This is a genomic window from Brevundimonas sp. UBA4553 (assembly GCF_002387245.1).
Lineage (GTDB): Bacteria > Pseudomonadota > Alphaproteobacteria > Caulobacterales > Caulobacteraceae > Brevundimonas.
Genome location: NZ_DGLD01000014.1, coordinates 54,143 through 67,714, shown reverse-complemented (window position 1 = coordinate 67,714; position 13,572 = coordinate 54,143). Strand labels below are relative to the sequence as shown.

At 66.0% G+C, this 13,572-nt stretch carries 8 protein-coding genes; 2 read left to right on the top strand and 6 right to left on the bottom strand.

Going from position 1 to position 13,572, the window contains the following annotated elements; genetic code table 11:
• Positions 1-24: 24 nt before the first annotated feature.
• A complete protein-coding gene (locus B4A39_RS09790; protein WP_292035987.1) occupies positions 25-3,018 on the bottom strand; it encodes a TonB-dependent receptor in 2,994 nt (997 codons plus the stop codon).
• A gap of 223 nt (positions 3,019-3,241) precedes the next feature.
• Here B4A39_RS09790 and B4A39_RS09785 point away from each other — a divergent pair, with 223 nt between their 5' ends.
• Both B4A39_RS09785 and B4A39_RS09780 read left to right on the top strand, forming a co-directional pair.
• Positions 3,242-4,918 (top strand): FAD-binding dehydrogenase, encoded by a 1,677-nt coding sequence (locus tag B4A39_RS09785; RefSeq protein ID WP_292035985.1) that lies wholly within the window; start codon positions 3,242-3,244, stop codon positions 4,916-4,918.
• Between the two features lie 24 nt (positions 4,919-4,942).
• Positions 4,943-5,812 carry a bile acid:sodium symporter family protein gene (locus B4A39_RS09780; RefSeq protein WP_292035983.1) on the top strand — a complete coding sequence of 290 codons (870 nt, stop codon included), beginning with the start codon at positions 4,943-4,945 and terminating at the stop codon, positions 5,810-5,812.
• Between the two features lie 12 nt (positions 5,813-5,824).
• On the opposite strand, the gene B4A39_RS09775 is transcribed toward B4A39_RS09780, so the two are convergent.
• From B4A39_RS09775 to B4A39_RS09755, 5 genes are read right to left on the bottom strand one after another with little or no spacing between them, the layout of a single operon-like run.
• Positions 5,825-7,561 (bottom strand): AMP-binding protein, encoded by a 1,737-nt coding sequence (locus B4A39_RS09775; protein WP_292035981.1) that lies wholly within the window; start codon positions 7,559-7,561, stop codon positions 5,825-5,827.
• A complete protein-coding gene (locus B4A39_RS09770; protein ID WP_292035979.1) occupies positions 7,558-8,844 on the bottom strand; it encodes an acetyl-CoA C-acetyltransferase in 1,287 nt (428 codons plus the stop codon). Before B4A39_RS09770 ends, B4A39_RS09775 begins: the two co-directional genes overlap by 4 nt.
• Positions 8,838-9,725: a MaoC family dehydratase gene (locus B4A39_RS09765; protein WP_292035977.1), complete on the bottom strand. Its 888-nt coding sequence runs from the start codon at positions 9,723-9,725 to the stop codon at positions 8,838-8,840. The genes B4A39_RS09770 and B4A39_RS09765 overlap by 7 nt, the downstream gene beginning before the upstream one ends.
• Entirely contained in the window at positions 9,722-11,047 is a 1,326-nt protein-coding gene (locus tag B4A39_RS09760; RefSeq protein WP_292035975.1) for a 3-oxoacyl-ACP reductase, read from the bottom strand. Before B4A39_RS09760 ends, B4A39_RS09765 begins: the two co-directional genes overlap by 4 nt.
• Positions 11,047-13,542, bottom strand: a complete 2,496-nt coding sequence (locus B4A39_RS09755; protein WP_292035973.1) for an acyl-CoA dehydrogenase — start codon at positions 13,540-13,542, stop codon at positions 11,047-11,049. Before B4A39_RS09755 ends, B4A39_RS09760 begins: the two co-directional genes overlap by 1 nt.
• Positions 13,543-13,572: the final 30 nt, after the last annotated feature.

Here is a 13,572-nt window from a genome sequence, read left to right as displayed (position 1 = left end):
CATGGAAAAGATACAACTCAAAATTTAAAATAGCTTCCTTACGCTGAAGGCGAACAACCTGGGATCTAGGGTAAACACGTTTGCTGTCAGGCCCGTGTCATCGCTGTTCGTGAACATGTCGGTGATTGGCGTCTCATCGAAGACGTTCTTGACATAGGCCGAGAAGATCAGGTCTCTCGATGCATTCTCGAGCGACACAGAAATATTGGCGTTATCCCACGCCTCGAGCTGGTCGTACTCGGTGTTGAAGATCCGCGCATAGCTGCGATCTTGCCAATAGTAGTCACCACGGACGGTCAGATCCCATCCCCCGACCAGGAAGGTGTATTGCGCGCCCACATTCACGGTCCAGTTCGGCGAGTTCGGCAGCTCGTTTCCGCCCAGATCCGCCATGAAGCCGCGACCGCCATTCGGCGCTTCCGTCAGGCCGTCATAGGTGAAGCCGTACATGGAGTAGAGCGGCAGGAAGGTCTCGAACGCCGGGTTGAAGGATCCATACCGCTTCGATCCCGAGCACAGCCCCTGCAAGGCGAACAGGATCGCGTCCTCCCCGCGGTTCGCCTTGATGATCGTCTCAACATGCTTGGTCGGGGCGATACAGTTCGACGGCACCTGAACCCAGGGACGCAGGACGGTCCAGTCGGCATTGCCCTGAGTGCGGTTCATCACGTCGATCGACCCCTCCCCGTCGCCGATACGGGTGTTCAGGTAGCCGATGTTGGAGTCGACCCGGAACCTCTCGGTCACATGGAAGATGCCCTCAAGCTCAACGCCCCAGATCTTTGCATCGAAGTTCTCGTTCAGAGAGATGCGGTCGACGATCTGCGAGACCTGGTAATCCTTGTAATCGTAATAGAAGGCGTTGGCGTTCAGCCGGAAACGGCCGTCATGGAAGGTGTTCTTGGACCCGATCTCAAAGGCGTTGACGTATTCGGGATCAAAATCTTCGGCGAGCGGCTGATACTGAATAACCTTGGGATTGATATCCACGCGCGGCGGGTTGGTGCCCCCGCCCTTGTAGCCCCGCGCATAGGAGGCGTAGATCAGGGTGTCGTCGGTGAAGGACAGGTCAGGCTTCCAGTCCAGCACGAAGCGGCCGGTCATCGCCCCCCAGGATTGCTTGACGTCGGGCTGGGCCGGATAGCCCTGACTGACATAGCCGCCGGACTGAACCGACTCACTGCCGTCAAGGGTCGCCCCCATCAGCAACTGGCTGGGATAGGGGGTCGTGATCTTCTGATCATCGGTATAGCGCAGCCCCACGGTCAGACGCAGATCCGGACGGAGATCCCAGTAGCCTTCGCCGAAGAGCGCCCAGGACCGAACCTTCACCGCGTTCTTGCTGCGGAAATAGTTGTGGCCGTCACCCGCCAGCTGGCTGATCGGCGTGCGATCGACGTAGACGCATTCCTTCCAGCGAGTCACATTGGTGCTGTCGCAATTCTGCGTCACCAGGCCCTGAGTGGTCGTCACATTTGGGTTAACATTGTAGAAGTATTCAGCTATCAGGCTGAACAGGTTGTTGAAGACGTAATAATTGTCTTCCGTCTTGAAATCCAGGTAGTTGGCGCCAAGGCTGAAGTTGAAATCTCCATCGTAACTTGATTGTAGGCGCAACTCCTGCGACCATTGCCTATTGTCCGACACACTCAAATCGGCGCTGATCATTCGGTCAGACGCGCCGAGTTGTGGGTCGGTGTAAACTCCACCTGGCGATACCCGCGGCCCAGGGCCGATGGAAGGCCGTCCACGAGTGTCGACATAAGGCTGAGTTGAATCCCCGAATATCGGATTACTGACGAAGCGATTATAGTCCTGCGTCGACCAGAAATCGTCCTTGGCGTAGGCGGTCTGTGAAAACAGAGACAAGGTATCAGAAATCTTGAACTCCATATTCAGTTGAACGACGTCGTTTTCGGCGCGAAACTTGGGGTCATAGGCGCTCGCAATCTCACGAAGATCACGCGATTGGGTGACGCCAGCGTAGGGGTCGACGCGATAGTCAACGGCAGTAATCGTGGTGTTACGGTTTGATGCCGGTCTGCCATATTGGATCGTGCCCGCCATAAAGATGTGACCGAAGGCGCCGCCGTTCGGTGAATCATAGGCGGCGTCGCTGAACAGGGTGCGCGGCAGGCAGCCCTGGCTCAGACGGTTCTGAACCAGGCTCGAGGTGATCGCAGTGTTGCCGATCCGGGTCGGTCCCGGATCCTTGGTGCAGAGCTGCTTGCCAGTGCGCGACCGTTCGTCGTCCTCGCCGAAATGCTCCCAGATCAGGTTGGCGTTGAAGCGATCGTTCGGCTCCCACGCCGCCGACAGGCGGGTCGTGAACAGATCGCGATTGTTCACGTCGCGTTCGGTGAAGGTGTTGTAGTCGAAGCCGTCGCGCTTGGTCACGCTGGCCGCGCCGCGCACCCAGAAGGTGTCCGTCAGCGGAATGTTGACCATCATCTGGCCGCGCATGGTGCCGTAGTTGCCGACCTCGGCCTTCATCATGGCGTCGAAGTCGGGCTGCGGCAGGTTCGGGATCATGTTGACCACGCCGCCTGTGGCGTTGCGGCCGTACAGGGTGCCCTGCGGTCCGCGCAGAACCTCGACCCGGTTCACATCCAGGTATTCCTGCTCGAACAGGCGGTTCCGGGTCAGAGGCGTATTGTTGAAGCTGACCGCCACCGCCGGATCGGAGGACGCCGAGATCGCCTTGGTCCCGATGCCCCGGATCGAGAAATTATACATGCTGAAGTTGGACTTCGAGAAGCTGACGTTCGGGATGGCCCGCATCAGCTCCGAGCCGCCCTCGATCTTCAGCGCGTCGAGGTTCTCGGCGGAAAAGGCAGAGACCGCGATCGGCACGTCCTGAATGGATTCCTCGCGCTTCTGCGCCGTGACAATGATGTCGTCGACCGCCGACACCGGCTCGTTCCCCCCGGCTGTCTGCGCCAGCGACGGCGCCGCGATAGACAGGGCGATAACGGATACAGTCGCAGCCAAGCGCGCATGAACGACGGATGTCGCCATTTAAATCCCTCCCCAGGGCGCGGTCCGTTCCCCAACGGATTCCGCAACGTTTCCACGCCGCCGATATGGTTCCGTCAGCCGGGGCGGCGCCGGCTGCGGTTGACCCCAGACCACCACGCTACTCACTGGGCTGTCAATACGTATTAACAGGTATGTTCGCCAAGGAAACGCTCGTTTCATATTGACATCCATGTTAGCCTTGTCTGGCAGGGAGAAACACGCGATGGACGCGGACGTCATCATTGTGGGCGCCGGGCTGGCCGGCCTTGTCGCCGCGAACGAACTGATCAGGGCTGGCAAACGCGTGGCCCTGGTCGATCAGGAAAACCCCGCGAATCTGGGCGGTCAGGCCTTCTGGTCGTTCGGCGGACTATTCCTGATCGACTCGCCCGAGCAGCGGAAGCTGGGCGTGCGCGACAGCTTCGATCTGGCCTGGCGCGACTGGCGGGGCAGCGCGGGCTGGGACCGTCTGGACGGGCCCTTGGCCGAAGACGAATGGGCCATCCGGTGGGCTCAGGCCTACGTCGAGTTCGCTGCCGGCGAAAAGCGGGCTTGGCTGAAGAGGCACGGAATCCGCCTGACCCCCATGGTCGGTTGGGCCGAGCGGGGCGCCGGGCAGGCCTTCGGCCACGGCAATTCCGCGCCGCGCTTTCACGTGGCGTGGGGTACGGGCACGGGGGTGTCGGAACCCTTCGTCGATCGCGCGCGACAGGCGGCGAAAGACGGGCGCCTGACCTTTTATCACCGCCGCCGCGTGGATCGGCTGGTGATCGCGGGAGGACGCGTCGTCGGGGTGTCCGGCGCGATCCTCTCGCCCGACGACGCCCCGCGCGGCGCCCCTTCGAACCGCGACGTCATCGGCGATTTCACCCTGAGGGCCGAGGCGGTCGTTCTGGCCTCGGGCGGCATCGGCGGAGACCATGACAAGGTGCGGCGCTTCTGGCCCGATAGGCTGGGTGCACCGCCCAAGTCGATGATCACCGGCGTGCCCGCCTACGTCGACGGACGGATGCTGGACATCGCGGGCGAGGCCGGGGGCCGGCTCGTGAACCGCGACCGCATGTGGCACTACGTCGAGGGGGTTCAGAACTGGGCGCCCGTCTGGCCCCGGCACGCCATCCGCATCCTTCCCGGCCCGTCACCGCTGTGGCTGGATGCGCTGGGGCGACGACTGCCCGCGCCCGCACTGCCCGGCCACGACACCATGGCGACGCTGAAATATCTGCGGACCACGCCCGATCTGGCCGAACATGACCATTCCTGGTTCATCGTCAGCCAGAGGATCCTCGAAAAGGAGTTCGCGCTTTCGGGCTCCGAGCAGAACCTCGACATCACCGAGCGCAAGCTGCTGAAGGTCCTGATGTCGCGACTGGGCAAGGGCGCGCCGCCCGCCGTCGACGCCTTCAAGCACAAGGGCCCTGACTTCGTCGTCGCCGATGATCTGGAGACCCTGGTCGCCCGGATGAACGCCTTGACCGAGCGCCCCTTGCTGGACCCGGCCCTGGTCCGTCGTCAGGTCGAGGATCGCGACGCCCAGATGGGCAATCCCTACTCCAAGGATTTCCAGGTCATGAGCATCCACAACAGCCGCCGCTATCTGGGCGACCGACTGGCGCGGACGGCGACGCCGCATCGCCTGCTGGACCCCAAGGTCGGGCCGCTGATCGGGGTCAGGCTACACGTCCTGACGCGCAAGTCCCTGGGCGGGCTGCAAACCGATCTGTCGAGTCGGGTGCTGAGGGCCGACGGGACGCCGTTCGAAGGGCTATACGCCGCAGGCGAGGCTGCGGGTTTCGGCGGCGGCGGAATCCATGGTTACAATGCTCTGGAAGGCACCTTCCTGGGCGGGTGCATCTTCTCGGGTCGGGCGGCGGGGCAGGCTCTCGCCGGTCAAATCTGAGTTTTCTCGGGGGAGGAAGAGACCATGGATTCACCTTTGGCCATGATCGGTCTGCCGATCGCCCTGGGCGTCATCATGTTCGGGCTGGGGCTGGACCTGACGCCGGGCGACTTTGCGCGCATCGGCAAGCGGCCCAAGGCCGTCGCCATCGCCCTGGCCTGTCAGCTGCTGCTTTTGCCCGCCGTCTGTTTCGGGCTGGTGTTGCTGTTCCGTCTGCCGCCGGTTCTGGCGGTGGGGATGATGCTGCTGGCGGCCTCGCCCGGCGGGACCACGGCCAACCTCTACAGCCACCTGTTCCGCGGCGACGTGGCCCTGAACATCAGCCTGACGGCGATCAACTCGGTCATCGCGGTCCTGACCCTGCCGGTCATCGTCAATCTGTCGATCGCCTGGTTCCAGCCAGGCGACATGACCGTGGGCCTGCAACTGAAGAAGACCATCGAGGTCTTCATGATCGTGCTCGCCCCCGTGGGGCTGGGCATGCTGGTGCGTGGCTTCAGGCCCGGGTTCGCCCGCGCCATGGACAAGCCGGTGCGTCTGGCCTCAGTCGTCATCCTGACCCTGGTGATCGCGGGCGCGGTCGTGTCCAACTTCGCCGTGCTGAAGGATGACTTCATCGCCCTGGCCGGCATCGTCGTCAGCTTCTGCATCCTCAGCCTGGGCATAGGCTTCATCGTGCCGCGCCTGTTCCGCATCAACCGCGAGCAGTCGATCGCCAGCGCCTTCGAGGTCGGCCTGCACAACGCCACCCTGGCCATCGTCATCGCCGAGTCGGTGCTGGCGGTGCCAGACATGTCCCTGCCCGCGGCCGTCTACGGCGTGCTGATGTTCCCGCTGGCGGCGGTGTTCGGGATGCTGATCACGGGCAAGCGATCACCCGGGACGACGGGCTAAGGCGTCGCCGCATCAACGCAGGTCCCGCCGCAGCACCTTGCCGACAGCGGTCTTGGGCAGAGGGGCATCACGGAATTCCACCAGACGCGGCACCTTGTAAGCGGTCAGGTGCTCGCGGCAGTGGGCGATCAGCGCCTCCGCCGTCAGCGCGGCTGAGCGCGGGACCACCACGATCTTGACGCGTTCGCCCTGCACCGGGTCGGGCACCCCGACAGCGGCGACTTCCTCGACCAGGGGATGGCTGGCGACCACCGCCTCGATCTCACCGGGATAGACGTTGAAGCCCGAGACCAGGATCATGTCCTTGATCCGGTCCACCAGCCGCACCCGGCCATTGGCCTGCATCACCCCTACGTCGCCAGTGGCCAGCCAGCCCTCGGGCGAAATCGTCTTCGCCGTCTCGTCAGGCCGCTTCCAGTAGCCCAGCATGACCTGGGGGCCGCGCACGCACAGTTCGCCTGGCTCGTCGATCCCGGCCCAGGTGCCGTTGTCGCGCCGCATCCGCACCTCGGTCGAGGGAACCGGAAGGCCCACGGTTCCGTCGAAACCCATGGTCTCGGGATGTTCCAGATCGACCCTGCCGATGCAGACCACCGGCGAGGTTTCGGTCAGACCATAGCCGTCGACCAGAGGCGCGCCGGTCACCGCCTCCCACTCCTCTGCCACCGCCTTCTGGGTCGCCATGCCCCCGGCGATGGTCAACTTCAGGTCCGAGAAGTCGCGGTTCCGAAACGCCTCGGTCTTCAGCAGGCTGGCGAACAGGGTGTTCAGCCCGGTCATGCCGACGAAGCGCTCCTTTCTCAGAATCCACTCCACCCGATTGGCGTCGCGCGGATTGGCGATCAGGATGTTACGCCCCCCTGCCCCCGTGAACATCATCAGGTTCGCCGTCAGGGAGAAGATATGATAGAGCGGCAGCATGGTGACGTTGCCGACGACCTCGTCATGGTCGATCTGATCCAGCACCCAGGCTCGGCCCTGCAGCGTATTGGCCAGGATGTTTCGGTGGGTCAGCATGGCCCCCTTGGCCACCCCCGACGTTCCTCCGGTATATTGCAGGAAGGCGATATCCTCCGGCCTGGTCGCAGCCGGTCTCAGCGTCAGACGCCGCGCCCGGCGCATCATCGCCGTCCAGCGGTGCGCTCCCGCTAACCGGTAGGTGGGAACCAGCTTCTGCACATGGCGCATCATGGCGCTGACGGCGACGCCTTTCAGGCCCGGCATCATGTCGCCCATCGCCGTGACGATCACGTGGCGGACCTCGGTCCCCTCGCGCGCCTGCTCCAGCGTGCGGGCGAACATGTCCATCACCACGATGGCGACGGCGCCGCTGTCCTTCAACTGATGCTGCAACTCGCGCGCCGTGTAGAGCGGGTTGACGTTGACCACGACAGCGCCAGCGAACAGCACCCCGAACAAGGCCGTCGGATACTGCAGGCAGTTGGGCATCATCAGAGCCACCCTGTCGCCAGGCCTGATCCCCACTGACTGCAGCCAGGCGCCGAAGGCCTTCGCTTCGTTCAGCACCCGGCCATAGGTCAGGGCCGTGCCCAGGCTGACATAACCGGGCCGCTCAGAAAACCGGCGAGAGTCCGCCTCGAACATCTGCTGCACCGAGGTCCAGCGCGCCAGTTCATCGTCGATGCGCGTGGGCACCCCGGGGCGATAGTGCTTGGCCCAGAAACGCTCGGCCCACAGGCGGTCCGCCTCAGCGGCCGCCGCAACGCTGGCGGCGCTCGCGCCGCTCATTTCTCCACCACCGCGACCACGCCCTGTCCGCCCGCCGCGCAGATCGAGATCAGGCCGCGCCCGCCGCCGCGCCGGTCGATCATGGTCGCCAGGTTGGCGAGGATGCGCCCGCCGGTCGCCGCGAAGGGATGCCCTGCGGCCAGCGAGCCGCCGTTGACGTTCAGCCTTCTCATGTCGATGCGGCCCGGCGCCCGCTCCAGTCCCAGGCGGGTGCGGGCGTAATCCTCGTCCTGCCAGGCCTTCAGCGTGCACAGGACCTGGGCCGCAAAGGCTTCATGGATTTCGTAGAGGTCGAACTCCTGCAAGCTGATTCCCAGCTTGGCCAGCATCCGCGGAACGGCGTAGGCAGGCGCCATCAGCAGCCCCTCGTCGCCCTTCACAAAGTCCACCGCCGCCGTCTCGCCCGTGCGCAGGTAGGCCAGAACCGGCAGACCGCGCGCCCTGGCCCAGTCCTCACTGGCCAGCAGCACAGTCGAGGCCCCATCGGTCAGAGGCGTCGAATTGGCCGCCGTCAGCGTGCCGTTGGCTCGATCAAACACCGGCTTCATCGTCGCCAGTTTCGCAGGGTCGATGTCGGGTCTCAGGTTGTTGTCGCGCTTCAGTCCCTGGAAGGGCGTCACCAGATCGTCGAACAGCCCGGCCTCCCAGGCGGCGGCGGCGTTGCGGTGGCTGGCGACGGCCAGGGCGTCCTGATCCTCGCGCGGTATGGCCCAGCGCTTGGCCATCACCTCGCAGCTTTCCCCCATCGACAGGCCGGTGCGCGGCTCGGCGTTGCGCGGCGGCTCGGGCCTGAAAGGGGCGCTCAGACCCGCCCCCAGCAGGGCCTTGATCCGCCCGCCATTGGTCTTCTCGCGATTGGCGGCCAGCAGGGCCTTCCTGAACTTCTCGTTCAGCCCGATCGGCGCGTCCGAGGTGGTGTCCACCCCGCCGGCGATCCCCACCTCGATCTGGCCCAGGGCGATCTTGTTGGCCACCAGAATGGCCGCCTCCAACCCGGTGCCGCAGGCCTGACTGACATCATAGGTCGGGGTGTCGTGGCCGATGGTGGTGTCCAGCAGGCTCTCGCGCGTCAGGGCGATGTCGCGTGACAGCTTCAGCACCGCCCCCGCCGCCACCTCGCCCAACCTAAGACCGTGCAGGTCGTAGCGGTCGGCCAGACCCTGCAACGCCGCCGTCAGCATCTCCTGATTGGAGACCTCGGCATAGGCGGTGTTGGACCGCGCGAAAGGGATACGGTTGCCGCCAAGAATGGCGACCCGGCGCGGCGCAGACGCAGTCAGCATGCAACGATACCCCCAGACGAAGGGGTCAACCGACCCCGCAGATGGGCGCGCGCCCCCGTGGCGTCGCGCACCTCGAAATCACGGATGTCGCCAGCAGGCCCGGCGTAGAGGCCGACCTGTCCGGGCAGAAAAAGCGGCGCGCGGAAAGCCACCTCGACCTCGGCGACGTTCAGCGGCGCTGGCGGCGACAGGGCGGCGACGGCCCGCGCCTTGGTCCACATCCCATGCGCGACGGCGCGGCGAAACCCGAACAGCCGAGCGCCCAGGGCCGAGGTATGGATAGGATTGGCGTCACCCGAAATGTGGGCGTAGCGACGGCCCAGATTCGCCGGAAGCGTCCAAATCTCGACCGGCCGGTCGGCCTCGTCGCCGCTCAGGACCGGGGCGGGATCGCCCTGCCCGCGACGCCCGAGATGCAAATAGAGGCTGGTCCCGTCCCACACCTTCGCCCCGTCGCGCGTCGCCGTAGTCTCCAGCGTAAAGGCCTGACCCTTGTCGTGGCTCAGGAACCGCCCTGGCCGCGCCGTCAGCGTCAGCCGGTCCCCGATGTTCAGCCGTGCCTGCTGGCGGATGCGGTTATGCAGATGCACCAGACCCATGGCCGGAAAGGGAAAGTCCCTTCCCAGCATCAGCCGCATCTGCAACGGAAAGGCCAGGATGTGCGGCCATGTGATCGGCACGCCCTGCTCGGGCGCAAAGCCGCACAGATCAGCGTAGGCGCCGATGGCCTCGGCCTCCAGCCCCGCCTCGCGTTGCAAGGCGCGCTGCGGCAGCACTGCCTCGCCCCCCTTGGCGCGCAGCATGCCGCGCAAGGCTCCACCGATCACGGCAGCGCCAGACAGCGGCGCGTCGAAGCGCTCGATCCCCCCTGTCGCCGTCATGCGCCCAGCAAACTCTGACCGCAGACGCGCACCACCTGTCCATTGACCCCACCCGACGCCGGATCCGCCAGCCAGGCGATGGTCTCGGCCACGTCGACCGGATGCCCCCCCTGACCCATGCTGTTCATGCGGCGACCGGCCTCGCGAATGGCGAAGGGAATGGCGGCGGTCATCTGCGTCTCGATGAAGCCCGGGGCCACGGCGTTGATGGTGATCCCTTGCGCCGCCAGTTGTGGCGCCAGCCGCCGGACCGCGCCGATCCAGGCGGCCTTCGACAGAGCGTAGTTGCTCTGGCCCATGTTGCCGGCGATGCCGCTCAGCGATGATACGGCGACGATCCGACCGTTGGCGCGCATGCCTCCGCCTTCGACCAGGGCGCGGGTGATGGCCAGGGGCGCCGAGAGGTTGACCGCCATGACGCTGTCCCACTCGCGCGGCTCCATACGCGCGAGGGTGCGGTCCCGGGTGATGCCGGCGTTGTGGATCACCACGTCATAGCCCTCGCGCGACCGGGCGTCGGCGAGCAGGGTCTCCGCCGCGTCGGGGGACGTGATATCCAGCGCCAGCGTTTCCACGCCCAGTTCGGCCGACAGGGCCGACAGGCCCTCAGTTGCACCCGCCACGTCCAGGGCGACGACCTGTGCGCCCTCGGCGACGAACAGGCGGGTGATGGCCTCGCCGATACCGCGCGAGGCCCCGGTGACCAGCACCCGCCGCCCTTTGTGCCCGGCCTGATCGGCAGCAGCCACAGCGGCGCCGACCCGGATCGGCTGGCCCGAAACATAGGCCGAGCGCGGCGACAGCAGAAACGCCAGCGTGCTGTCGGCGGCGTCCTCCGCCCCCAGCGCGACATAGAGCAGGTGGACGGCGATGCTGCGCCGCGCCTCCTTGGCCAGCGAGCGGACAAAGCCCTCCAGCCCCCGCTGGATCGCCTCGCCCTCGGCGTCGGCCATCAACTCGGGCGGGGTTCCGATCACCACGACCCGACCATGCTCGGCCACTGAACGGATGGCCTGATGGAAGAAGCGATAGAGGCCCTGGGCCGAGGCCGTATCGGCGCAGGCCGAAGCATCGAACACCAGCCCGCCATAGCGCACGTCCGGCGACCATTCGGCATGGAGCGTCTGCCCCGCCGTTCCGGCCAACCGCTCCAGCGTCGCCGCCATGCGCCCGCTGCCGACCGGGCCGAGCAGCAGAGGCCCGACCATGCCCGCTCCCGCCTCGGCGCGACGTCGCAGCGGCGTCGGACGCGGCAGCCCCAACGTCCCTGTCAGCCAACCGCCGACGCCCGAGTTGGCGAACTCCAGATAACGGTCGCTCATCAGGCCGCCTTCTTCGTCGTCTTGCGTCCTGCCGTTTCCGCCGCCTGACGCCGCTCCAGGCCGGCGGCGATGTCGAAGTCTGCGGGGAAATCGTCCACCTGAATCGCCTGATCGGCGTAGGCGGCGAAGCGGGCGATCGCCGCGCGCTCGTCGGCGCTGATCAGGCTCAGCGCCTCGGCCTCGGCGGCCCAGTCGTTCAGCAGGGTCAGGTTCTGCGGCGCGCGGGCGATGCGGCCGGACCGGATCGCGCCCTTCAGCCGCCGCTCGATGGCCTCGACCTGCGGATACAGATCGAAGGCGGCGATGGTGGCCGCGATGGGATCGACCTCGATCCGCGCCGTCCACGAGTCGGCGATCAGGCGATAGCGCGCCGGGCCATGCTTTTGGATCAAGCCCGCGACGGCGGCCGCGCAGGCGTCGTTCGGCCCCGGCGTACTGATGCCGAACGGCGCCCCGACAAGCTTCAGGAACAGAGCGGCGGCCCGGTTGGGGTGATTGACCAGCAGATCGCGCCACGCCGCACCGGCCCGCGCCAGAGCATCCTGCGCCGCCCAGTGAACGAAGGGCAGATCCTCGACCGGACGTCCCTCGTCCTCGAACCGCTTCAGCACGCTGGACAGGATGAAGAGCTGGGACAGGATGTCGCCCATCCGCCCGGTCATCGCGCCCTTGCGCTTCAAGGCCCCGCCTACCGTGGCCATCGACAGGTCAGACGCCAGAGCCAGCAGGGTCGAGAACCGGGTGGCCGACCGGTAGTAGCGCCTCAGTTGCGGCGCCGCTCCCGACGGCGCGCCGATCAGCACCCCGCCGGTCAGGCTGAAGCTCAGGGCTCGCGCCATGTTGCGGAACATGAAGCCGACATAGCCGAACAGGGCCGCATCGAACGACTTGAGATCGCCCGCCCCCGCCGTGCGCATAAGGGTCAGGACGTAGGGGTGGCAGCGGATGGCGCCCTGACCATAGATGATCAGGGTCCGGGTCATGATGTTGGCGCCCTCGACGGTGATGGCGACGGGAATCTGTTGATAGGCGCGGGCCAGGAAGTTGCCCGGCCCCATGCAGACGCCCTTGCCGCCGACCACGTCCATGCCGTCGTTGATGATCAAGCGCGCGCGCTCGGTGACGTGATACTTGGCGATGGCCGAGACGACCGAGGGCTTCTCGCCCTGATCCAGCGCCGCCGCCGCCAGGCGCCGCACCGAATCCGTCGCGTAAAGATGCCCCGCCATACGGGCCAGCGCTTCCTGCACGCCCTCGAAGGCGCCGATGGGTTGATTGAACTGACGACGGATGGCGACGTAGGCCCCGACCATGCCGACGGCCAGCTTGGACATGCCGACGTTGGACGACGGCAGAGAGATGGCGCGGCCCGCCGCCAGACATTCCATCAGCATCCGCCAGCCGTTGCCGACCTGCTCGCGTCCGCCGATGGCCATCTCCATCGGCACGAAGACGTCGTCGCCGCTGGTCGGGCCGTTCTGGAAGACCGCGTTCAGCGGCCAGTGGCGCCGTCCGATCTCCACCCCCGGATGATCGCGCGGGATCAGAACGCAGGTGATGCCCGGCTCGGCTTCATCGCCCAGCAGGCCGTCAGGATCGACAGCCCGGAAGGCCAGACCCAGCACCGTCGCAACGGGGGCCAGGGTGATGTAGCGCTTGCGCCAGGTGATGCGGAAACCCAGGGTCTCCTTGCCCTTCCACATGCCTTTACAGACCACGCCCGTATCGGTGATCGAGGCGGCGTCCGACCCGGCGTAGGGATTGGTCAGGGCGAAGCAGGGGATTTCCTCGCCGCGCGCCAGACGCGGCAGATAGTGGTTCTTCTGCTCTTCGGTGCCGTAGTGCAGCAGCAGTTCCGCCGGGCCGAGCGAGTTGGGCACCATGACCGAAACCGCCGCCGCCGAGCAACGCGTCGACAGCTTCTGGATCACCTGGCTATGGCCATAGGCCGAGAAGCCCAGACCGCCGTAGGCCTTGGGGATGATCATGCCAAGGAAGCCCTTCTCCTTGGCGTAGGCCCAGGCCTCCGGCGACAGGTCCTGCCAGACCGACGTGGTTTCCCAGTCGTTGGCCAGGTCGCAAAGACGTTCGGCCTCATGATCGAGGAAAGCCTGCTCTTCGGCCGTCAGAGACGGCGCGGGCGTGGCCAGAAGGCGCGCCCAGTCGGGCTTGCCCGCGAACAGTTCGGCGTCCCACCAGACGTTGCCCGCCTCGACGGCCGCCTGCTCGGTCGAGCTCATCTTCGGCATGATCTGACGGAACGCCCCCATGGCGGGGCGCGACAGGATCGCGCGGCGCAGGGGCGTGACGGTCAGCAGCAACAGCACTGGCGCGACGATCGCCGCCAGAATCCCCGTCGCCGTCGCCGAGATCACGCCCGCCCCCCAGCCGGCCGCGATCCAGAGGGCGACGGCGACGGTCCAGACCGCCATCCGGGCCTGCGTCAGGGTCAGGATGAAGCCCCCCAGGGCCAGCGCGGTAATCCACAACAGCATCGTCTGTTTCCTCATCGCCGACAGGGATTC

Coding starts and splice junctions, on each gene's coding strand:
- B4A39_RS09790 (WP_292035987.1), bottom strand. CDS start 3,018: ATGGCGACATCCGTCGTTCATGCGCGCTTGGCTGCGACTGTATCCGTT.
- B4A39_RS09785 (WP_292035985.1), top strand. CDS start 3,242: ATGGACGCGGACGTCATCATTGTGGGCGCCGGGCTGGCCGGCCTTGTC.
- B4A39_RS09780 (WP_292035983.1), top strand. CDS start 4,943: ATGGATTCACCTTTGGCCATGATCGGTCTGCCGATCGCCCTGGGCGTC.
- B4A39_RS09775 (WP_292035981.1), bottom strand. CDS start 7,561: ATGAGCGGCGCGAGCGCCGCCAGCGTTGCGGCGGCCGCTGAGGCGGAC.
- B4A39_RS09770 (WP_292035979.1), bottom strand. CDS start 8,844: ATGCTGACTGCGTCTGCGCCGCGCCGGGTCGCCATTCTTGGCGGCAAC.
- B4A39_RS09765 (WP_292035977.1), bottom strand. CDS start 9,725: ATGACGGCGACAGGGGGGATCGAGCGCTTCGACGCGCCGCTGTCTGGC.
- B4A39_RS09760 (WP_292035975.1), bottom strand. CDS start 11,047: ATGAGCGACCGTTATCTGGAGTTCGCCAACTCGGGCGTCGGCGGTTGG.
- B4A39_RS09755 (WP_292035973.1), bottom strand. CDS start 13,542: ATGCTGTTGTGGATTACCGCGCTGGCCCTGGGGGGCTTCATCCTGACC.